Origin of the sequence: Vibrio sp. 10N.286.49.C3 (assembly GCF_041469545.1) — a bacterium.
GTDB classification, from domain to species: Bacteria; Pseudomonadota; Gammaproteobacteria; order Enterobacterales; family Vibrionaceae; genus Vibrio; species Vibrio tasmaniensis_A.
The window spans coordinates 76,207-98,706 of the sequence record NZ_JBFRKT010000006.1; the positions used below are offsets into that span (position 1 = coordinate 76,207).

15 protein-coding genes and 2 pseudogenes are annotated in these 22,500 nt (G+C 41.8%); 2 read left to right on the top strand and 15 right to left on the bottom strand.

Going from position 1 to position 22,500, the window contains the following annotated elements; genetic code table 11:
* Positions 1 to 631: 631 nt before the first annotated feature.
* The 10 genes and pseudogenes from AB4180_RS02685 to AB4180_RS02730 all read right to left on the bottom strand — a co-directional run bounded on the left by AB4180_RS02685 (position 632) and on the right by AB4180_RS02730 (position 15,521).
* Entirely contained in the window at positions 632 to 1,030 is a 399-nt protein-coding gene (locus AB4180_RS02685; RefSeq protein WP_017098526.1) for a hypothetical protein, read from the bottom strand.
* Positions 1,031 to 1,466: 436 nt separating this feature from the next.
* On the bottom strand, positions 1,467 to 2,072 hold the full coding sequence (cas6f, locus tag AB4180_RS02690) for a type I-F CRISPR-associated endoribonuclease Cas6/Csy4 (RefSeq protein WP_017098524.1): 606 nt from the start codon (positions 2,070 to 2,072) through the stop codon (positions 1,467 to 1,469).
* Between the two features lie 8 nt (positions 2,073 to 2,080).
* Entirely contained in the window at positions 2,081 to 3,112 is a 1,032-nt protein-coding gene (gene csy3, locus AB4180_RS02695) for a type I-F CRISPR-associated protein Csy3 (RefSeq protein WP_017098523.1), read from the bottom strand.
* A 6-nt stretch (positions 3,113 to 3,118) separates the two neighbouring features.
* A pseudogene (locus tag AB4180_RS02700) lies at positions 3,119 to 5,205 on the bottom strand (type I-F CRISPR-associated protein Csy2).
* Between the two features lie 2 nt (positions 5,206 to 5,207).
* Complete coding sequence (locus tag AB4180_RS02705) at positions 5,208 to 6,419, bottom strand: TniQ family protein (RefSeq protein WP_102249505.1); 1,212 nt, start codon at positions 6,417 to 6,419, stop codon at positions 5,208 to 5,210.
* A 147-nt stretch (positions 6,420 to 6,566) separates the two neighbouring features.
* Positions 6,567 to 7,463: an HNH endonuclease gene (locus AB4180_RS02710; RefSeq protein WP_102582423.1), complete on the bottom strand. Its 897-nt coding sequence runs from the start codon at positions 7,461 to 7,463 to the stop codon at positions 6,567 to 6,569.
* Entirely contained in the window at positions 7,456 to 9,048 is a 1,593-nt protein-coding gene (locus tag AB4180_RS02715; protein ID WP_069188459.1) for an AAA family ATPase, read from the bottom strand. Before AB4180_RS02715 ends, AB4180_RS02710 begins: the two co-directional genes overlap by 8 nt.
* A gap of 23 nt (positions 9,049 to 9,071) precedes the next feature.
* Positions 9,072 to 12,692, bottom strand: a pseudogene (locus AB4180_RS02720) (DEAD/DEAH box helicase family protein).
* Positions 12,693 to 12,744: 52 nt separating this feature from the next.
* Positions 12,745 to 13,914 carry a restriction endonuclease subunit S gene (locus AB4180_RS02725; RefSeq protein ID WP_102249503.1) on the bottom strand — a complete coding sequence of 390 codons (1,170 nt, stop codon included), beginning with the start codon at positions 13,912 to 13,914 and terminating at the stop codon, positions 12,745 to 12,747.
* Positions 13,911 to 15,521 (bottom strand): class I SAM-dependent DNA methyltransferase, encoded by a 1,611-nt coding sequence (locus AB4180_RS02730; RefSeq protein ID WP_102249502.1) that lies wholly within the window; start codon positions 15,519 to 15,521, stop codon positions 13,911 to 13,913. Before AB4180_RS02730 ends, AB4180_RS02725 begins: the two co-directional genes overlap by 4 nt.
* 201 nt (positions 15,522 to 15,722) lie before the next feature.
* Here AB4180_RS02730 and AB4180_RS02735 point away from each other — a divergent pair, with 201 nt between their 5' ends.
* The gene (locus AB4180_RS02735) at positions 15,723 to 16,589 is read left to right on the top strand and encodes a GIY-YIG nuclease family protein (RefSeq protein WP_016785748.1); all 867 of its coding nucleotides are present in this window, start codon (positions 15,723 to 15,725) and stop codon (positions 16,587 to 16,589) included.
* On the opposite strand, the gene AB4180_RS02740 is transcribed toward AB4180_RS02735, so the two are convergent.
* Both AB4180_RS02740 and AB4180_RS02745 read right to left on the bottom strand, forming a co-directional pair.
* Positions 16,586 to 17,968: a DEAD/DEAH box helicase gene (locus AB4180_RS02740; RefSeq protein WP_102249501.1), complete on the bottom strand. Its 1,383-nt coding sequence runs from the start codon at positions 17,966 to 17,968 to the stop codon at positions 16,586 to 16,588. The two genes, AB4180_RS02735 and AB4180_RS02740, sit on opposite strands and share 4 nt — an antisense overlap.
* On the bottom strand, positions 17,962 to 18,507 hold the full coding sequence (locus tag AB4180_RS02745) for a hypothetical protein (protein ID WP_102249500.1): 546 nt from the start codon (positions 18,505 to 18,507) through the stop codon (positions 17,962 to 17,964). The genes AB4180_RS02740 and AB4180_RS02745 overlap by 7 nt, the downstream gene beginning before the upstream one ends.
* Before the next feature lie 101 nt (positions 18,508 to 18,608).
* Between AB4180_RS02745 and AB4180_RS02750 the strand changes: the two genes are divergently transcribed.
* Positions 18,609 to 18,911: a helix-turn-helix domain-containing protein gene (locus AB4180_RS02750; protein WP_008220694.1), complete on the top strand. Its 303-nt coding sequence runs from the start codon at positions 18,609 to 18,611 to the stop codon at positions 18,909 to 18,911.
* An 11-nt stretch (positions 18,912 to 18,922) separates the two neighbouring features.
* Here AB4180_RS02750 and AB4180_RS02755 read toward each other — a convergent pair whose 3' ends face one another.
* The 3 genes from AB4180_RS02755 to AB4180_RS02765 are packed head-to-tail and all read right to left on the bottom strand — an operon-like array spanning position 18,923 to position 22,482.
* The gene (locus AB4180_RS02755) at positions 18,923 to 19,990 is read right to left on the bottom strand and encodes a TniB family NTP-binding protein (protein ID WP_102249499.1); all 1,068 of its coding nucleotides are present in this window, start codon (positions 19,988 to 19,990) and stop codon (positions 18,923 to 18,925) included.
* Positions 19,990 to 21,855 (bottom strand): Mu transposase C-terminal domain-containing protein, encoded by a 1,866-nt coding sequence (locus tag AB4180_RS02760; protein WP_102249498.1) that lies wholly within the window; start codon positions 21,853 to 21,855, stop codon positions 19,990 to 19,992. Before AB4180_RS02760 ends, AB4180_RS02755 begins: the two co-directional genes overlap by 1 nt.
* A 3-nt stretch (positions 21,856 to 21,858) precedes the next feature.
* A complete protein-coding gene (locus AB4180_RS02765; protein WP_017098800.1) occupies positions 21,859 to 22,482 on the bottom strand; it encodes a TnsA endonuclease N-terminal domain-containing protein in 624 nt (207 codons plus the stop codon).
* Between the last annotated feature and the right edge of the window lie 18 nt (positions 22,483 to 22,500).

The following is a 22,500-nucleotide window of genomic DNA, read 5'->3' on the forward strand; positions in this document are numbered from 1 at the left end:
GTGGTTTCTTGCGCTCTAAACACATCTTGGGGCAGAAGCAAGCTTGCCACATACAGTTCTTAGCTTTAAACTAACGTTGAGAGCCTCGGGTATCTCTGCTTTTTCTTGGATGTACTACTTACTGTCTGGCCAGAAGTAATTGTATCGAATTGAACTTGGCTTAATTGCAAAGCAGACCACCGAGGACATATGATAAGTCTAGGTGCTTTCCCTTCCATATACTTTGGTGATAAAACACCCGACGCTGCACACAGAATGTATTCCCTCTTCGTTTTGAATGACAAACATTCTGTAGCTGTTTACAAAGCCATAGGTATTGCCTGTGGCTTTGTCGTATCTGGGACTAAAAAACTGGTGCAACAGGCTTACACACAAATTAATCTATTGATAGTTTCTTATGCTCTAAACACGTTTAGGGGCAGAAATAATTCACGAAACAGGTTGTACCGCAATTGTGCAACAGGCTGTTTCACAATTAGAAGATTGGAGTTGTTGCAGAATTTGCAACAACTGAGTTTTTCCTCGAAACCTTAGTAATTGATACTAGAAAAGGATGTATCCGAGTATTAAGCCCACAACCATTATGATGATACTGGTTAATGTCATATTGTTGTCGACCCATTCATCAAGCTTATTCATTCGAAGTTCCTCTTTCTTTGCTAATCATGTCAAAACCATGTTCAATACCATGAGTTACTTCACGTAAGAGTGTCTTATTTGGTGAATTCAAATTAGCTATAACCCGACCAATTTCATTGCCCAAATCACAAAGCTCAATATCACCATCAGGAAGGCGATCAAGTGCTAACTTGAGGTTTGAAAGAAAAATATCTGGGTTCACCAAACCTGAACTAAGCTCATCGAAAACCTCATTTCGGTTAGCCATTAAATCATCTGTAATCCGCTCTACCTCGTCGGCGAAAGGCACCCAATCAGGCTTTGTTTCAGTCCTGGTGAGTAAATCACTGTGGGCATTATAAGGAGTAATCCCTTCTAACAGCTCTTTTTCGGTCAGCTTTTTCTTACTCATCTCATACAACCTAGCAGAAATTTTAGATAAGTTGCAGTATAGCAAAATCAGCTAGACTACCGTTAGAGTGAATGCGCTTAAACAAACTTCGCGGCATTTCCATGTTAGAAAGTGGGACGAATAAAACCGATTGTAAACAAACAAAAACCATCAAGCCTAAACATGATGGTTTTGATTATTAACTGCTTGTTCAGCAGGAAGGTTGCTTTCTTCCTGGCCTATTCTTAGCTGCCTATGCGGCAGGACACAAGGTAAGCAAGGTATTTCAAGACTATTTAGCTTTCTTAGCTGCCTATGCGGCAGGACACTGTTAACTATAGTCACTAAGCTTTTAATTCCACTGGCTTTACATCACAAAAGTCTAAAATACCCTTTTTATTATCGTGTCTGTAAGTCCTTGTTTTTACTTCTCCGAAAAAGAGCTTTAGAAAAAGGGTCAAAAACGTAACTCAGGTACTGTGCCTTTTCTTTCTTGATTGGTGGCTAAACCATAGCTATTAAAGTTTGCTGCACCACGCTCACCGACAAACTCCTTTTGTACAAACAACATATAATCTTCCCCAGATGAACCGCTGGAGATTGGTATTCGATGAAAACTATCGATGATTCGCTCTTCATTAGTGGCTGGTAACGATGGTTCAACACCAGATAGTTCGGCTCTCGCCATGCTACGTTTGATTCGACGTTTCTTGGAGCCCAGAAAACTTTTCCCAATCGTTTGATTACGGGTAAACCTCACCTCAACCGCAATGTCAGGCACCTCACAAACACTAGAGATCTCAAACAAACCTTCATTTACCATCACAGAGAAATAGGGCTGAAAAGAGAGTCCAATCATCATCTCTTTATCTTCAGCAACAAAGGCAATGGTTTGGCCAACTGTAGATTCGTTCCAGTCGGGAAAGCTCACACCTATTTTATTCATGGCTTGTCGGTTATTGACCATAAACAAGTGCATTTGAGAGATACAACGTCCTGCTAACAGCTCATAGTCGGCTTGAACAGGGGTATAACGTATACAGAAGTAGTAACGCGTCGTCATAGTCATCCTTACTTCGCTTTGGAACAATTGAAGAGACCACCTTTAATCAAGACCGACATAATAAAGTGCACGTCATTTGGGATGGTCTGAGAAGCGGTCATTGTCTCAATCCAATTCTCTGTATTTCTGACTAACTGGTAAAAGTCATTTCCATAGGAAACATGTCGCCTTGCTATAACGTACTCTCGGTCAGCTCCATACTCATTCACTCTTAAGGGTTTATCTGCGTTTTCATGCCACCAATCGTCAATCGATTGCAACGCGGCTCCAACTTTTTGACCATGAAACGCAACGGTTTCTTTTCCGTCCAATAGTTCGACAGTAGCTAACTGCTTAGTAGGAACACCATCTTCTCGGCTCTCTAAAAACTCTTGGCTTGGGTAAACCTCATCTCCCCAACCAACTCCAATTTTAGCTTTGACATCCATATAGAAATATTCGGTCGGGTCAGACAGGGCTCGCATCAAATAGGCTGTGAGCTTTTCTAGGCATTCTGCTGAAGCCTCATCCCAATGACCATACCAAGAAAGCTTTGTTGCGTTTTCTACAATCAGGGTTTGTGAATCACTGGTGGTCACTTCTATCAACAGCTTTCGACACTCTCTGTTACGCCAAAGCCAACTGCCAAGCAGGATATTTTTCGCGTATCGATGAGCGAGCTCCTGATACCCATTGAGCTCTTTATAAGTGTTAGCCAGTAACGAAAGTTTACTGCGCACTTCATCGTCACTACAGATATCAGGGGTTAGAGAATTTGCTCGAATTCGAAGGGGGAATGCACAGTAGATATCATCTACACCCGGCTTTACGTAACACTCTTCAATGAACTGAGGATTGGAGTAAGCTAAGTCTTGTGGAGCAACATTCTTTTTTACAAACTTGCCCCCTTTATAGGCTTCTGCATAACCCCCTTTTGGTGCGCGCAACCTAGTTCTATCAACTTCAAGGGGACACATCTCACCACTTTTAGAAAGATGGTAGAAATATGCTTTGCCAGCAGAGAGTGATCGAACGTAATTCAGCTGAGTGCAAAGTTCCATAAACGATTAATCCCTATAGTTTTTTATAAGAATAGTTTCGCTACTGCATTCTATCGACCAAAAGGCGTGGTTTAAAAAGTGATCTCTTCCACTAAAACGTACTTCTATGGGGTTAACTCGCTGAGCAAGTCCCATCGCATTCTCTGCATAAGCGTGACAACTAGTGATTGAGTTACCCCGTTTAGTTGGACGCTCTAACAAATGGTAGCCGATGGAAACTGGCAAGTTATCAGCGTCTTTAGTTATTAAACGTTCTAGCTCATCAAAATCACTCGGCTGGTTTTCACTTGGATATAACCATCGCCCATATGCTGGTAAACCTTTTATGACATGGAAAGCTCGCTCCTGCTAGTAAATGTCCTTAGCCACTCAATCTGCGTCGATAGCTGTGGTTGGTATAATGCCCCTCCGGCGAAAGCAACGGGAAGGGCCGTTTTAAGCGCAGTCTTAAAATCTGAAATTCGGCTGTCACTATGGACTCTAATAACTAAGTCTATTTCTAGGTCTGCCAATCGTTCACTACGAATAGTTGGTCGCTTCGCGTTAGAAACCGTTCGCGCTTTGGCGACTGAGTTGGGTTCGGTAAGCTTCGCTGTCGGTTGAATATTTTCACTTCGAACATAAAAAGAGAAACTCGAAAACTCAAACGGGGAATCACAATTAACTAGCTTATTAAACTCTCTTTGATAATGGTGCATGAACCCCCAAATAGCAGTCAAAGAAGGAGCACCACACAGATATGGGCTACTCATTGCGACCGCATCTTGCACTCTCATTGATGACAAATAGATATACTGCTCACCCGTTACCTTATCTTCATTGCCATTTGGTTTACTGATTTGTTCAAGTACCCATACGATTTGGGCTTTGACGACCTGCATAAGCTTAGGGTGATAGGCAAACTTCGCGGCATACTTGTTATTCTGAAACGTGAGATGCAAGCGACGGTTAAACTCACTAGCTAAGGAGCCTAGATCCGCTTCTGGTCGGGTCAAAAAGGCTTGAGCTAAAGTGTCATCATGTTCCAATTGCTGTTGGTTGGGGGCAGCGTCAACGATATCTCTTAACTCAATTAATGGAAGCATCCACAGGGCTATCTGCTTTCGCAATATCTTACTTCTAACCTTACGAGCGCTCTCTCTTTGCTTCTGTGTTTTTGATGGTTCTGATCCAATTAAGTGGTTTAACACCTGACAAATTTTGGCGTTAGTTACCTGATAGTCATCAAAGTAGTGGCCACTCTTTTTGCGACTTTCAGTTAACGTCCCACCCTGCGCTGGTTTGACGTCTAGCGGGTAGTTTAGGACTTTCATATGCCCACCTAAACTGCCACACAGATTCCCGATACTTGCCGAGTTTGGTAATGACGAAGATACAAAGCTGAGCTTACTTTCCTGACTTCGCGATCTCACTTCTAGCTCACTTTGAATAGCATGACTGACCACTGGTGTGACTGAAACATAATCATCCCCCCATGGAAACCGAAGTTGCTTGCTGTAAGTGCTGACACTATCGGGAAAACTATTCTCAGGGAGCTCTTCTGCCAGTGTATTTTGTAAGCGAGTAAGTGACTTAGCACTTAAACCAAATTCTTTGAGCAACCCAACCCAAATAGGGCTTTCTTGCTGTATAAGTGAAAGAATACATACGGACTGTGATTGCCAGCGGAAAGGATTCAATAACCACAATGTATGGCGATACACTGCAGAGTTATGCGCCCACCCCAAGCGTTGCTCTAATACTGCGCTTGAAATAAATGCCTCGGTTGTCACAAGAGGCTGTGCAATTATTCGCTGATCTTTAACTCGGCAGTCTGGAAACTTGAGATTATGAGTGTGGAACCATTTGATCTCATCAAGGGATGCCTCTAGGTTCTCAGCCGCTTTTAAATGCCTTTTAGCGCGGGTAATATCCAACCAATCCGAGCATCTATCCGCTTGATGGCTTGAACTGAGATTGAGCAAAATCGTTAACGCTTCTTTTTCACACCCTTCAACACAGACATCTTCCGTATAGGGCATGAACATCTTCTTTAAAGCAGACTGCTTTACTGCTTCGTCTTCAATTGTTAATAAGTCACTTAATTTCGTCATAATTACCACTCTGGCAAATACACATTTAAGCCATCACTTTCAGAGCTCATTCGAGTCAGCTTTGTCTCGATGACACTTCGTAAAGTAAACGCCGATTCATGACTCGCTATCTTTGTATGCATTCTCGGCCTAATAGCGGCTTTGATCTCACCAAACTCATACAACCGATATACCTCATCTGTGGTGCAAGAAAGCAATGTAGAAGCTTCTAAGGGGCTGAGCAGTACATCACCGATATTTCCTTTCGCGCTTGAAGGTACTGTTGCCATCAGCTGTGTAAAGTACGCTAACACCTGAGTAAGCACGATATTGTGATTCAACTGCCGACTGGGTAACTGACGGCAATCTTTAAGCAGAGCACCAAAGGCTTCATTGAAAAACATTTTCTTCCAATCTTTTACTCGAACAAGTTCTGCCTTCTCTTTCAAAGCATCGAGGTCTTGCCACAATGACATTGGCCAAGCGCCACAATATTCAATGAATGACTCAAAACTGAGGTCATCGATATCACCATAGCGATTTACATACCAAAGTAAAAAACCATAGCGCTCAGATAACGTCATTTCTGCTTTTAGTAATCCCAAGGGTTTTGAATCATTCCCTGACAACCATTGAGCAACTAATACCTCAACCTCTGGCGCATCTTCTACTGGCGAGTTTCGGAGTTCAAAACCACATTCACATTGGCTAATACTCTCGGTACTTTGGTATTCAAGTCTCGATTTACACTCAGGACAGTGATGAATCAGCTTACAGCCATGATGTTCACAAGCTTGGTGAGAGATAAATTGCCACTGCTGGCGAATGTAGGGTGCTTCATTAACACACAGAGGGCAAATAGGCGTGAAGCGTTTGCGAAGAAAAGCATAAGGGTAGTCAACACCAAATCTATGAACAGCTTTGTATTGCGGAGAAAATTGAGCTTTTGAATGTGATAACGCTAGACGCAGTGAACCAAAGTTGTTGAGCTTTAATTGGTTCTCAAGGTGAATAAGCACTCGCACCCTCATTTGGCTTGTGGTTTGAGCGTGGTAGATATTGACTTGATTTAGCTCTAAGGGGAAAGCACCAACCATCGCCTCATGCTGATCCATGGTGTCGAACCAGATATCTTCGGCGAAATGAGAAAATCGCTCGTAACCTTGCTCTTGCGATAAGCGCAACAAGAAGCTTTCGAGCGATTCGTCAGGGTAAAGTTGAATGTCCGTGTTCACATGTCACCACTAAAACTTAGAATTTCTAAGTTTTAGTATTGCCGTTAATCCGAATAATTCAAATTCTATGGAGCCAAATTGTGACTAGAAACTGTTCCCTTACTTGGCAGGAGATATATATAACCTAAAGAACCACGCACATCCTTTCTATATATAACCATTTTCTTCATGTTTCCGAGGTTCCGAACAAAACCATCGACTCTCAGACATAGCTCGGTACATAGCAGCAATTGGAGAGTTAATACTAGGGCGATTATTTGCCTTAATTTCGAAATCCTCTTGTATCACTTCTACACTGAGGTCTCGTCGATTCAAGGATATATCAACTGTATCAATTTCTGTAACGACTGCGTGTGCCACAAATAAAGCAAACTTGTCTGCGAGACCAAACTCCTTGAAATGGCTCTCTAACAGAGTCACTTCATCAGCATTCCATCCCACTGGAGGATCAACAAAAAATCTTACCTTAACCGGAGTTTCCTCTACGATTTCAGCTTTCAGCCAAAGCTCTTCATAATATTTACTAGAACTAAAGTATGGATGTAACACATGCTCTTCTTTCTTTGACAATAAAGATGCCCCCTTACCTTTATTGCACTTTGTACATGCAGGAATTAAATTTTGTGGGTCTACCGAAAAAGCTGGGTATCTAGCCTTAGGCAAATAGTGATCCAAGGTTTCAGCTTCACCTACTAAGCATATTGAACATCTTTCATCTGATGATAGTTTTATTCTGTTGTATATCGCACGACTAGCAGTACCTTTCTTAGAAAATACACCTTTATATAAGTCAACAAGGTCCCCTTTACTAACCCCTCCCCCACAGAAAGGTATTTTGTCTTGCGGGCGTGCTCTTTTTGAAGCTTTAAACTGATGCAAATCTAAAGAAGTTGCTTTTGATGAATAAGCCAGTGACTGTTTTACTAGGTCTGTTTTAGCTCGACTCAGTCTAAACTTATAAGCTAACTTAGACGCTGGCAGATCTGATAAGCATGAATCTAAACTTACACTATGAGTTTCTGATGGTAAGGGAAGCTTAATCATTTTTAGCATTCTCACGGTCGCGAATATCGACTAATATTCTAAGCAAGGTGACTCCCTCAGCTCCGATACGCCCGCCAAAAGTATTTTGGTAGATATGCTCAAACGTTCCTCCTGATTTTACAGCGTTATCAAGTACTGTTATGAAACCCGATTTCTCTACATCTAGACCAAATGCTTCTCGCGTTAAAATTCCAACATTCTCTCCGAAAGTCTCTCTTACTGGCCTAGAAACTGTCGTTTCTGTCTCACTCCTGATTACTTTCCATACACAGTTTTGGGGAATTTCTTGTAAGACAACTGGAGAATGGGTTGCGATGATAGAAACTCCGTTAACTTGATTTAACAACCAAGATAATGCTCGAATATAAGCGGCTAAAAGAGGAGGATGTAAATGACTCTCTGGTTCGTCGATTAAAACTAAGCTTTTATCGTCAACTGTCGCAATGAGATTAAGTGTACTCAATAAAACAATGGCATGCCCTGAACTCATCGGTGGAAGAATTTCAAGAAATCTTTCGCGACAAATCGTTCTAAACTTGTATTCATCGAATCCTGGATATTCGTTTATTAGTTCCACATACTCTTCATGATACTTTGTAAGATTCAATGATTTGATATTTTGGTCAAATTCCAATAACTCTATTACATACTTGAACCTAGCAAGTTTTTGTTGTTTGGGATCATAGAAACAATCCAGCATACTTTCGCATAAGTCTTCCCTCAACTCATCAAGAGTTTTGAGGGTGCCTTCTTTATCTGGGTTTTTAAGCCCTACATAAAAATAGCAAGTTCCTTTAGCTGGATTTGGCTGTTCTTTTGGAGGAGTAAAAGTATCGAACGCACTAAATGATACTGACGTTATACTACTAAAGTAATCTGAGCCTATCGGAGGTTTAGGTTCTAAATAACTATCCAAATCGATAACCTTCGAACCATCAGGAGTTGGGTTGATGATAGCCTCAACCATATTATTTAAAAAAGTAGTTTTACCAGTACCATTTTTTCCGATGATTGCATGTATATTTGTACTAGGCATTGAGTCATCAATAACATTAAACTCAAGTTGTTTTCCACCAAACATGTCACCTAGAGGTACAAATGCAAAATCATAAGGAGTGAGCTCTTTGAGCCCAGCTAATACACGACTGTATTTTCCTTTAACCGCAGCCATAGACGTATCACGCAACAATGCTGTACCAAACACATCCTGATCTTCTGCGATAGAAAGGTATTTCTGAGAGAAAACAACATCTCGAAGGGCATGAAGTAGTTTTTTTCGTAAACGATCATTCAGTTTATATAACTCTTCGTAGTATTCCGTATGCATTCCTAGCGAGAAAAAATCTGAAGGTAAGCCACCTTCAAATACATCGCCCAACTTTTCGTATGTGGCAGTTTCAACCGTTTGTCCTACGAAGCCAATTCTAACATTACCTATTTTATGAAAATCACCTTCTTCATCATGTAATGACACAGAAAATGTTGTAATAAATGAATAGTCATTCCAATTGTCGATCTCTAGATAGCAAGTACTCACTCCCTTTTGGGGAGCAAATGCATTTCGAGGTATCATTTTAAATTTCATTCGTAATTAACCCTTATAAAAAATCATGCACTCTGGCTCTCTTCAACCACAGCATTCGCATTCACTTTGCGAATCACTCCAAACAGCTCCACTACAGTTCCTTCATCGAAGAAGCCGTAGGCGCTTTCGCCGTGGTTATCAGTAAATGGTGGCTCGAAGAGTTGTGACATATCGAGAATGCCGTTATTAACTAAGTAATCGATCACTTGATCGACGAATTGAATCTGTTCCGCGTTGTAAGACTCTTCATCAAGGAAACTGCTGAATGCTTCTTTGGCTGCATTCATGTCTAAACCGATGAGTTCACGGATAAACGTGCCTAGCGGCTTCTCTTGTAAGATCTTCTCACGGTAAGCTTCCACATCACTCATACCGCTTGCATCCAGTAATAAGCCTTCTAGGACGTCTAAATCAGCTTGAGTGATGGATTTATTGCGCTTGAGCTTTTGAATCGTTAGCTGATCTTGGTGATCTTGAATATAGAGCTCAATTTTCTTGCGATACTGGGCTAAATCAACGCTTGGATTCTTGTACACATTTGTCACGTCATGGACACCTTGAACTTCATCTTCGAAGTTGGTGTACACCATCTCTTTTTTATCTTTGTCCAACGCAAACATTAGATTTCGTAACTTACGACGTAGCTCTTCAAGCGTCACTAAATGGATATCCTGCCAAAACTCTTGGGTCTGAATATCTTGGATAAGTTGCAGCTGCGCTTGTACTGCTGGAATCGTCGATTTCGCTTCAAGCTGCTCAGCAAACTCAACCACTCGTCCGCGGCTTGTTTCGGACAACATACCTTTCTCTAACAGGTCCAATTGCATGGTTAACACCAAGCTATCGAAGCGGTGTGATAAGTGATTAAGTTGCTCATCAGAATTAAACGCTTCAGCTTCAGTTGGTAGCGCAGAGATTTGGCTCTCTAGCTCTGTAAACTTGGTATCGTCAATATTGTCCCAATGATCTCTTTCTAAGAAGGGCTCTACCGCTTGGCGCTTTGGTCTTACGATAAAGTTATCGAGATTCATACCACTCACAAGGTGGTGCAACATGTCTAATTGATAACGGTTTAGCTCTGTATAGCGCTTACAGTCTTCAGGGTTTTGTTCGCGAAACTCTTCATTATTTAGCTTGTCATTGAGCAACGTACTAAATAGAACTCGTTTTTCAAATACTTGTTGAGTCACGGGTTTTGCTACACCCACAGCTATGCCTTCGGGGTTAGCATCGAAATACTCAAAGTTCTGACAGTAATCGAAGACCTTGAACGTCTTTTTGTCGTCATTTGGACCAAAGAGGTCTTTACATAAACGTGTGCCACGGCCAATCATCTGTGTGAATTTCACTTTAGAACGGATGACTTTGAAGAACACAAGGTTCACCACTTCTGGTACATCAATACCGGTATCCAACATATCCACAGAAATTGCGATACGGCAGGTTGGGTTCTTCGGATCAAACTCATCAATTTTGTTTTCGTCGCCACCGAACTCATCGATTAGGCTTTGTGCGTAGGTTTCTTTGAAGGTAATGACGCGTGCGAGCTTGCCTGCCCATTTCGGATAGTTCTTATTGAACATCTTCTCAAGAAAAACGGCGTGATCATTATTGGCTGCAAAAACGATGGTTTTACCAATGACATCGCCACCTTCAACATGGATACCACCGCGATCATCTTTACTCATTAACTGGGCAAACATTTTTTCTGCAGTATCTTCGTTAAACAAAAACTTATTCACTTCTGACGGCAACACTTCGTCACGGTCTTCGAGTTCGGCTTTATTTTCCCACTCTTCCTGCTCTTCGTCTGACAGGTCTTTATACTTCACGCCCTCACGTAAAAACTTAGTCGCAACAGAGATTTTGGTCGGTGGTACAAGGTAGCCTTGGTCATACGCTTTATCGTCTTCATAAGCGTAGGTTGGCATCCCTTTTTGTAGTTCGAAAATGCCATAAGTATCTTTTTCGACTTCATCTTTTGGTGTCGCGGTTAAGCCCACTAAGAAGCCGTCAAAATACTCAAAAATTTGGCGATACTTGGAATAGACTGAGCGGTGCGCTTCATCAACAATAATCAAATCAAAATGACCGACACCAAACGGGCGTTCATCTGAGCCACGATCCAATAGATTCTTCATGGTTGGGTAAGTAGAGAAATACAAACGGCTGTCGATGTTGTTCTTACTTTGACCTGAATCCAAAATAGAACAGCTTACACGAGGCAGTAGCTTAACGAAGTTCTTCTTAGCTTGGGTAAGCAATGCGTTACGGTCGGCAAGGAACAGAACGTTCTTAACCCAATCGTTTTTCACCAACAAATCGACAAGGCTAATCACGGTACGCGTTTTACCCGTACCCGTCGCCATAACGAATAGCCCTTTGCGCTCATGTTCTAGCTCAAAGTCCTGCAATAATTTGGTGATGGCTGACTTTTGATAGTGACGGTTGGTGATCTCGTTATTAATAACAAGATTGTTGTTAGGCATGCCGCTTTCGAAAAAGGATTTTCGGTCGGTACGACGCTTCACCATAAGCTCAAGTTCGGCTTTGGTGTAAAAGCCTTGAACTTGACGCGGCGGGTAGAAATGATCATCCCACAGATGGGTATCATAGCCATTGGTGTAGAAGATAACTGGGCGCACACCGCATTGCTCTGCTAGACAATTAGCATATAGTTCAGCTTGTCGCTTACCTTCTTCTGGACTGATGTTAGCTCGTTTTGCCTCCACCACCGCTAACGCTGTACCGTCGTCACCCCATAGAACGTAGTCAACAAACCCATTCCCATTAGGGTTAGCTTGCGAAATTGGCATACCTGATACAGGGTATTCACGGTCTCGCTTATGTTCTAGTTTCCAGCCAGCCTCATGAAGAAGTACATCGATAAGATAAGTTCGAGTTTCTTCCTCGTTATAGTCGTGCGCATCCGTGACTTTTTCAGCACTTTGCTTAGCTTGATCTATCTGTTCAAGTAATGCTTGGTTTGCCGCTTTTAACGTTTCGTTCTCTTTAAGCTGCTGTAAGTATGCCTCACGCTCGACTTTATCGTCTTGCTCTAGCTGCTTCTCTAGCTCTTTAACCCGTTTAATGCTGCTCAGAGCTTTGGTCGCCACGGTGGCATCAATCGACACTTGTTGTGGGATAAGTGCTTCATCAAACGGTAGAACCACAAACTGGTTACGATCGAACTCTCTGTTTGCAAAGGCGGGTGTATAAGTACGAATAAACCAATACAACACATGGTGCAGCTCTTTTACAGCTTGTAGGGCATCACGCTGTGGCAGCGTGATTCAAGTGTGTACCGCTTCGTTACCCACTTGAATCACCAGCTTAAGCTTGGGAAACAAGTGAGTTTCTAAATTTTGCTTAAAGTCCTTGTCATGAATAAGCGACATTAAAGTCGCATCATGACGTGGACGAGTAAGCCAATTATCAATATCAAATACGGTTTCAACCATTAGCTCCAATGCATTGCGGGCATAGAAACCAGCAATGCGCGGATCAGTTTTGATGTTGCTTTCCGCATTTTGGGCACGAGTTTGAATCTCGGCACAACGCGTGGTGTACACATCGTTGCCACCGTTAAGGGCAACATCCATAAAGCCGAAGTTGCTCGTTGAACCGTTAACCGTATCTGACATTGAATTTCCTTTTTACATCACAGCTCTTTTAAGTATGAGCTTTTAGTAATCGTTATAGGGTTAGCTCGCCTTTGAAGGCTTTTTGCATTAGGGCATTGAAGTTCTTATCTAGTTCTTTTAATTGCATCTGATTTTGCTCAATCAATACATTTACGTTTTCTATCACTTTACCAAACTCTTTCTGTAACTCCACTGGAGGACACAAAACAGGTGCATCATTGATAACTTTTTGATTAATTTTAAAAGTACCGTTCGTTGTTCTTGCCCCTCCTTCAATATGTTCACGCATAAGATCACTAGACCAGAGTGTATTAAAGTATCTGATATCTAAACATTCTAAATTTAACGTGGCAGCTATGACAGTGTCAGGAAATACTAAATCATCACGGCTCTGAGTAGGGTAGACACCTCGTCCTACAAGCTTCTTGTTGCCATTCCCTCGACATATTAAAAAGTCATTCTGAGTAACTTTCTTCGTGTTGTCTGGTTCAGAATTAAATGAGCCAACTTTACAAAATTCGTCGTTGTATCTACCTCGAGTAATTGCACTTAAGGTAAGAACTTTAAAATCAAGCTGACCACCTTTAGATGGAGAGATACCATTTCTAAGATTAACGATGAACTCCTTGAAAGATCGAACATCCCAACCCTTAGGATTTGTCACGGGATCACCAAACATATCAATAAAGACTGACTGAGCGAGGCTGTTTAGCTCTTGCTCCATCTGCTGACAGTCTTTACGCAGTTGATCGGCTTTTTCTAGCACCGCTGCGATTTGCTTTTGGGTTTCTAGTGGGGGGAGTGGGATTTGTAAGTTAGCAAAGTCATCTTTGTTAAAACCTGCTTGTGCCGCTCTAGTTCCAACAGACTTTAAAAAGCCTTGAAACTTTTCGGATACCAAAAAATAATATAGATATTTCTTATCTAACATACTTAGATCTGGAATTGTTTTAGTCAAAGCAACATTATAAGCGCCGGATAAACCAGAAAGGATCTTACCAATAGACGCACCGTATCTTGCGATTAGAATATCATCCTCCAGGCAAGTTTTAAGAGTCTTCTTCAGAGGTATAAATACCTTTTTGTCAGAGCGCTTAAAATCCTGAATCTGCAATAGCCTAATGTACCCATCTTGTGCTGTGTTTATAAATGTAGACTTAGGGGGCTGAGTGCCACCTTGGAAATCACAAACACTTAAGAACGAAACCATCGGCCAACTCATTTCAGTAACCCTTCCAAATCAGATACACCCTTCGCCATCTTGTCTTGCAAGGTTTTAATGCGTGTTAAAATGTCTTGCGGCGCATCATATTGCACTTCTTCGTACACAACTTCTTTGTAGCGATTGAGGCTTAGGTCAAAGTCGTTACTGGTAATCGCATCCACCGGCACCATAAAGCTCTGCTCTGTCTTTTTACGCGAGTATTCAGGGCTGTTGCTGTTTGGTGTGTTGTCTTCATTGGTTAGCGTGTTAAAGCGTTCAATAATATCAGCAATGTTGCTTTGCTCGTGGGTTGGCAGTTCACCATCTTTGAATAGCTGTGAGCGCTTGTCATCCAGTGAATAACCGTCAGCCAGCATATCGTAGAACCAAACTTTATCTGTACCGCCACTGTTAGTTTTGGTGAAGATAAGAATCGCAGTACTTACCCCAGCGTAGGGCTTGAATACACCAGAAGGCAGTGAAATTACCGCTTCTAATTTCTGCTTAGATACAATTTGCTCACGAATCGCTTTATGCGCTTTAGTCGAACCAAATAGCACGCCATCAGGGATGATAACCGCCGCACGACCACCCACTTTGAGCATGCGAAGAATTAGGGCTAAGAACAGCAGTTCTGATTTCTCAGTTGGCTTTTTCTTTTTCACCTCGACTTTAATGTCGTTACCGTTTTCGTCTTTTTCAATTTTGTATGTAGGCTTAGGTTGTTTGACTACAGGGTTTTTACCTAACGCTCGCAGCAAATCTGGCGCGACAATGTCAAAATCAACAGAGCCTTTAAACGGCGGGTTTGCAAGAATGAGGTTATAAGCTTCAGAGATGTTCTCGTCACCTTGGTCTTGCAAGCTGTCACGGTAATGCACGCTAGGGTTTTCAATGCCGTGAAGTAGCATGTTCATTGCGCCAATGCGTAGCATGTGTTTATCAAAGTCAAAACCAGTAAACATTTCATTATTAAAGTGCTTACGGTTATCGGGCTTGTTCACTTCTTTAGCGTGATGCTCTTCAACGTATTCAACTGCCGCCATCAAGAAGCCACACGTACCTGATGATGGGTCACAGATAGTGTCACCCACTTTTGGCTGCATCAACTCGACCATCATTTGAATGATGTTACGCGGGGTACGGAACTGACCATTCACACCCGACTGTTGCAGCTTGCTTAGTAGGTACTCGTACAGATCGCCTTTGGTATCTTTGTCATTCATGTCGATTGCACTAAGCAAATCCACTACCTGACTCAACAACTTTGAAGATGGGATCATAAAAATCGCATCTTTCATGTGCTCAGCAAAGCTACCTTCATTTTGTAGGGTTTTAATCTTTGGGAACACACGGTCGCGGACGATTTCCATCATCACATCTGGATCTTTGTCTTTAAAGTTGCTCCAGCGTAGAGCTTGCTCATCAGGCGTAAAGGTTGGGTTATTCAGTGGTAGACCTGTCGCTTGGCTGCGACGCTCAGCCGTCTTTTGCAATTCATCTAAACGACGAATGAACAGTAGGTAGGAGATCTGCTCGATAACTGAGATTGGGTTAGCGACGCCGCCTGTCCAAAACATTTCCCAAACTTGGTCGATCTGATTACGAATTTTGCCTGTTAGCATGGTGATTCTCTTTGGTAAATTGTTACCTTCTTAACAAGAAGAAAACAACTTAGTGATGTGTAGGTCTATCGCGCGATTTTATCATACATAGCCAGCTATACGTTAATGTGCATCACATTGAATTGATCATAAATAAAAGTGCTATTTTTTATTCAGTTAGATAGTATCTAGCGCATCGATTGTTGTTAAAAGTGAGTGATGATGACTAGAGGAACGCAACTCAAAATATACTTGGCGAACGGCTCTGTGACAGGTATTCGACATGCTGAAATTGTGAACTGGACAGGTCAGGCTATTGCGGTTCCTAGAGTACACATCAAAGAACTCTCTGAATGGGAAGAAACTCAGCGGCCCGGGGTTTACTTTTTATTTGGTTACAACGCAGAGAGTGGCAATAGCCTTGTTTACGTTGGAGAAGCTGAACATATTCAAAAACGCTTATCACAACATTTAGCAGGCAAAGAGTTCTGGAATGAAGCCATTTGCTTTACCAACAAAGATGAAAACTTAACGAAAGCACACGTTAAGTACCTTGAAGCTCGTTTGATCGAAATTATCTTAGAGTCAAAACGATATGACCTCGATAATGACAAGCAGCCACCGACATCTTCATTGCCCAGAGGTGAAAGAGATGCGATGGAGACTTTTATTGACAACATTCGCACTGTTATCGGTTCTTTAGGGCACAAGCTGTTGGAATCGAAGGTGTCTCAAACGAATGCTCCCTTACCAAGTGAACCAGAGAGTATGGTGCTGCAGCTCAAGGTAAAAAAAGTCAATGCTAAGGCAATGCTTACGGATGAAGGCATTGTCGTTTTGAAAGGGTCTCAGGCACTAACAATAGCTCAGCCTAGCTTATCTAAAGGCTATACGAAGCTACGTAGTAACCTAGAAGATAAGGGGATTCTAGCGTCATCAGGAGACCGCCTAGTAGCAGCCGAAGACATTCTATTTACTAGCGCCTCTCAAGCCGCCGCAGTGCTGCTTGGTTACCCTTGCAGCGGGCCCGATTACTGGAGAAGTGCTACAGGTAAAACACTGAAAGAGATTGAAGCGGAATCTATTTAGATAAATGCGGCGATAACTCTCTGTTTAAATTGGCCTAACCTCAGTTCATCAAATGCTAAAATGAACCCTGCATTATTTGAATTCATCATATCTGAAGTTTCTCCCCAACTGAGTAAGCTTGGTTGGGGTCGATTAGATTGAACGCTTTCCGATACAGTGCTTGATAGTAGGTGTTTTTCATCAATAGCACTCGGCAGATTATTCTCTTGTTTAATGTACATGCAGCTATCAGGAATATCCTGCTCAATTCTTTCAGAAAATCCAATCAAACTTTCTTCAGCAAAGGTATACAACCACGCTTCTTGGTTGGGGGAATCATTGATTCTTAAAATTCGTCCGAGCACTTGCCTGAAGTAAAGTTCCGTTTTTACCGAGCTCATATGGCAGCAAACCTGCAGCCTTGGAATATCGGTTCCTTCACTTATCATCCCAACACTGACTATCCACTGAACCGTTGAGTGACGAAAGGACTCAATCTCATTTAACGGATCATCATGGTGATAGGTCACTAAGCATGCTGATTGATTAAAGTGCTCAACAAGTCGCTTTTGAATGTCTTTAGCGTGCTTAATAGAAGATGCGACCACCAAGCCTCCGGCACTTGGGGACTCTTGCCTTATCTGCTCTAGCTTTTGGCAACCGTTATTTAATATGTAATTCATAGCTTCTTCGTTATGGATGACGCTTTGATAAGAGACATCGGATTGTTTAAGGCAATCAAGAATAGAGGCGAAGTGTTGATTGTCACTGCCAGCCTTAACACTCAGGTGTTCATTATCGATTAAAACGATTTTAGGGCGGCGGCACACTTTATCTTCAACGGCCTGTTGCAAACCGTATTGGTAATCGCAAACAACCTTGCCATCGGGGTCGGAATACTCAGCCATGACAATCGGTAGTCGGTCAGAACGCCAAGGAGTACCCGACAGCGCCAGAGTGTAACGAGCAAAACCTTGGATCTTAGAGACAATTTCTAGCCCCCATGAGTTTGACCGCCCCTCATCATCAAACGAACAATGGTGGGTCTCATCAAATATGACTAAAACTCGATATTTGCTGACGGTGTACCAAAAGTTTTCATCCAAAAAACGGACCGATTGATAGGTGTAAGACCCACCTAGAGACCCCAAGCCTCCATTAAAGGAACATTCGAGCTTCCATGAAAAGGTCTTTTGCATCCCTTCAGCAACAGTCAGAGAGGGCGAGAAGCACAGCACTAAGTCAATCATTCCTCTTTTAAATAACCGACTCGCAACCTCGGCGGCCATAACGGTTTTACCCGCTCCAGGAGTCGCTTGGCAGAAGAAGTGTGAATGCTTGTTTGAAGTGAATTTCTCGATAGCTTGGGCTGCACACTCGGCTTGCCATGCTCTTAACATTGAGGGGCCTTGCTTTGGGCGACTTGCATCCAGTTGGTTAGTGCATTAATTCTGCCTAATAGCTTGGCTGAGCGTTCTCTTGCTGCATTAAATAGCGGCTGCATATCGTGCTTGTTGTTTGGGAAACGCGTTAACAACGATTGGTATTCCTCAATCTCGCCTAGAGTAATCGCCAACTCGCCTTCATGCTGTTTCTTCTCTTGCTCTAGTGCATTTAGAGAGCACTCTGGAGTTTGAACAGCTATTGAATCGACTTTAGCTTTCCTATTTCTAGCCACTCTAGGCTCAATTGTGAGCGCTTTGAATTCGTTAGTCTGATGGTAGCGCTTGTCTCTGCGAGTCCCAATAACAGAAAGCCAACCTTTCTCCTCAAGTGATAGAAGTTGCTTATAAACATACTTTCGAGCGTCGTCCTTACTCGGGAAGGTTGAAGCACTGTTTAGCAAAGCATCCCTAGCTTCTGTGACGGAGAAGTTATCCATCCCTTTTTCAATCAATAGGTTAAACATGTGAGGGTTAATTCTGGTTACTTTCTTCATGTGACTCTTACAGGCAATAAAAACTTAGGATTGCTAAGTATACAAAAATCAGTAAAACTTAGACAATCTAAGTTATCTAAAGGTTGAAAAGAAATGTGTAAGTGCAAAAAGACAACCCCATCCCAGCGAGGCTCAAAGCTGCGCGTAAAAAAGCCAAGATCACCCAAAAAGATTTAGGGGTGAAAATTGGTATGGAGCAAAGTTCTGCGAGCGGTCGTATGAATCATTACGAGAAAGGCAGACATGTACCCGATATTGGTACGCTTGAACGTATGGCTGAAGAGTTAGATGTGCCACTAAACTACTTTTTCTGTAGGAGCGAATTGAGCGCTGAGTTAGCGTGCGCCATTGATAAGATGAGTGATGAAGAGAAGGCGGTGTTGTTGGAGAATCTGAATAAATAACAATGTGCGTATCACTGAGCTTTTAAAGGTGTCTTACTCAGCAACATATGAACTGGTAATAAATCAGTAAATGACCGACCTATTAATCGGTCTTCTTTAAATTGAGCACCTTTGTTGTACGAAGTTTCTGTTTTCAGTTCTACTAGCTTGAGTTCTGTTAACTTACACTCGAAAGGATTCTGTTTCGCATAAGGGTATTTAGTATCAAAACAAGCCGATAATAATGGTTTATCAATCGTATCCTTTGAAGATTGCAATGCATTAAGTAACGCATCTGCAAGAAAGTGCTTCAGCACACGGCATTCTCCACGACAGACTGAAAATAAAGGCAATAGAATTTCATCCCCAGTTAAGTTAGGGCGTTTTTCAAACCCCATCCTGCCAGCAAGTCCGGCAACAAAGCTTGCAAAATGCCGTTTCCCTTCTGCATCAGGAATATAACTTTTGTTATCGGCTTCGCTCAGCTTAGAAAGGTGAAAATAACTTAAGTGTCGCTTCCAGCCCAAACGAGAGTTCCATTGGTCTTCTTCAGCGAGCATAGTCGCATAGGGCATACCCACCAATACAAATGAAACTTGCGCTTCCTCACTTATCATCTTAAAAGTATTCGCTATTGTTTGTCGTTCATTAGCATCTTTGAATTCCATCAGCTCCTGAACCTCATTAACGATCACAAGCTTCACTTTTTTTTCAATTAAACTTTTGACGACTCCTTGTTCTAACGCTCCTTCTTTGTAAGGTCTCCTGCGGCGGCTAGAGGCTCGACTATCTAAGTCAATTAATAATCTTTCTAACGTATTTTGCTCACGAACTTTACTTGGGATGCGAGTTTTTAATACTGGCATTTCAGCCCATCGGCTCCCCTTAGTTGCAAACCTTGCAACATAATTATCAATCATCGCCGTCTTGCCAACACCTGTATCTCCCGTTAGCAATAATGACTCTTGTTCCCCTCCAAGAGAGCTATTCAATACCATTCGATCAAAGACGTTATAAATTTCCGTCAACTGAGGGTATTCTAAGAAACACTCTCTAAAAGATGTATATTGCTCTATTTGAAGATCACTAAGTATGTTCACTAATACCCCTCTATATCGCTGAGGTCATCACTAGCTGTACCAATATCTATTACTTCTTTTGGTACTTCACTGATAGGTTTAGGTGACGTAGTGACAATGGTACTAGGTCCTTCACTACCAACACCTCTTTGCTTTGCTATTTTTGAAGCATGAGTTGTTTTAGGAAGTGCCGATTTTTTGGACTTAGAACGACTCATACGTTCTATTGCTTCATCCATAGCCCTGTCCAAATACAATGACGCATCGGCTAATGATTCGTCTTGCTCTCCCAAACGGACTTTCAACCTTCTCAAACTGTTAATTCGTTGATGTTCATATAAAGATCGACCTTTTGTATAACCCGAATGATCGACTGCTGGGACTTTGATGTATTTTTTCTCTTCCTCAAGGTAAACGTAAATCGAGCTGATATCATTTGGGTCTGTCTTGGTTTTCACATAAGCGCTTTTTCTTGCACGACTAGAGTACTGCTTACCGTATTCTTCCAACTCATCAGATTGGTATTTGAGAGAATACAATTCAATAGCACCTCTTCTTATAGTCCGATGGTTTACAGCTCCAAGCTCAATCTTTAATTGCTCTGCTTCAGGGCCTTCACAAAAGATTATCGTTCCTTGCGACTCTGTCCATTTCTGGTAGGGAACTCTCTTGTACCTCGTGTCAGCTTTTTTATGATAAACGTCAATAAGCCACTTATGTAACAGCTCGAGAAAATCAGACACATTAATGACAGCGTCTCGCTTCGGGTTGTAGTCTTTTAACTGAGTAGGGTTGGTGAAGGTTTTTCCTGGGAAACGACTAAATAGTTTCTTGTAGAAGGTATCAAAAGACTTTTCAACACCCGCTTTTCGCCACGGTTTACCACGTTGATTATATTGAATATCTGTTACTAATGGCTTTAATGCTGACTCTAGGCTATCACTCCAAAACTCCGCACCGTTATCAACTATCAAATTTGTGATTTTTCCGTAACAAGGCCATTCAGATTTAATACTTGGGTACTTTTCTTTAATCCAATCCTTCTTAAGAACTGAATTAAGAAAAGCTGCTCGTACTGTCTCGTAGCTAGGATCTCTATAATTGACAGAAAGACCAACGATACAAGTGGAGTATCTATCATAAAGTATTGTTAAGTGTGGTCTGCCAAGAGGAAGCTCCAAATCATCATCAAGTAAAATCACAGGAGCTGTAGTGTGATCTATTTCTACATATTCCATTGGCCGCGTTGCCGGAATGATTGACCCAACAGTCTTGAACTTATTATCAGCATATCGTTTTCCATAACGAGCTAAAGCAACTTCATAGGGAGGCAGTGCATTTACACGATTGTAAAATGTCCGTTGGGAAATTGGCGCTATTTTAACTTGCGTTAGTTGTCGGTTTTCTTCAATAACTCGATATTTGTAGTACTCATAGGCGGTATTGACCGATACTCGCTCTTTGGTCATAAACTTGGTTTGAATCGCTTCTGTAACTAGATCAGATGAATCATTCTTTAGTTTTCTGTTTCCTTTTTTGCTATGCCCAGGAACAAGAGACGCTACATCTTTACCTGACTCGTAATAGAGCTTTTTCCAATCAGCAACCGTTCTGGATGACGGGACCGAAGTTTTCTTCAATAGAGCATACTCTTCCAAGAGCTTATCTAGGTTTTTGGGCGTCCAACCGCCTTTTACGCGCCTTTCCAAATAACGAATTAGATCCAAACGAAACAATGCCGTATCTTTGTTTGGCAAGTCACCAAATGCCAATTCAAGATTTTCGTCTTCTGCTAAAAATTCTGTCGGAAGCGTTTTATCATCAGCTACATCATTGTCGAAGCTATTAAATTCATCACTAAAACCAAAGAGATCATCATCACTCATTGACTAGCACCAAACAGAATTTTCTAAATCAAATTTTTTCTGATTAAAATCTGTTTGTATTTCACCTGAAGATAGCCAGCACAAAGCTGCTGTTAGTGTTTCATCTGGAGAAATTTTAAGTTGGTGTGAAAGATGATGAAGGGTCACGCTTCTATTAGCTTGAACAAACTGAAGCACATGTTTTTGAATGTCAGTGATTGTACGAATCCCTGAATAGCCATGGAGTAATTTAAGGTTACTAAGTAGAAAACCTGTTCGAATCTGCTTCTCGGTCACTAAGATAAGTTTTTTTCCATACTCAGCTTGAGCGACAAGCTGCTTTTCTTTAAACCTTGATCGAAAATCTGGTTTAAGGATCTGACTTGAATGCTTTACTTCAATCAGAGAAGGCGTATCTATGCTATCGAAAAGCTGGAAGTCTGGCGTGTAGCGGCAGTAGCGCCCATTGAAGTAGTACTCAAACCCATGTGGCTGAGATTCATATCTAACTATTTGAGGATTGTATTCAGCATGAAAACAAAAATCATACTCAAGCATGGACATTGTTCGAACAACTGAGTCATTTTTCAAACTCATGAATTTACAAATGTTGTGAACAGCTGATGATTTTTTGGTTTGGTCGTACATAGCACAAGCACTTTGTTG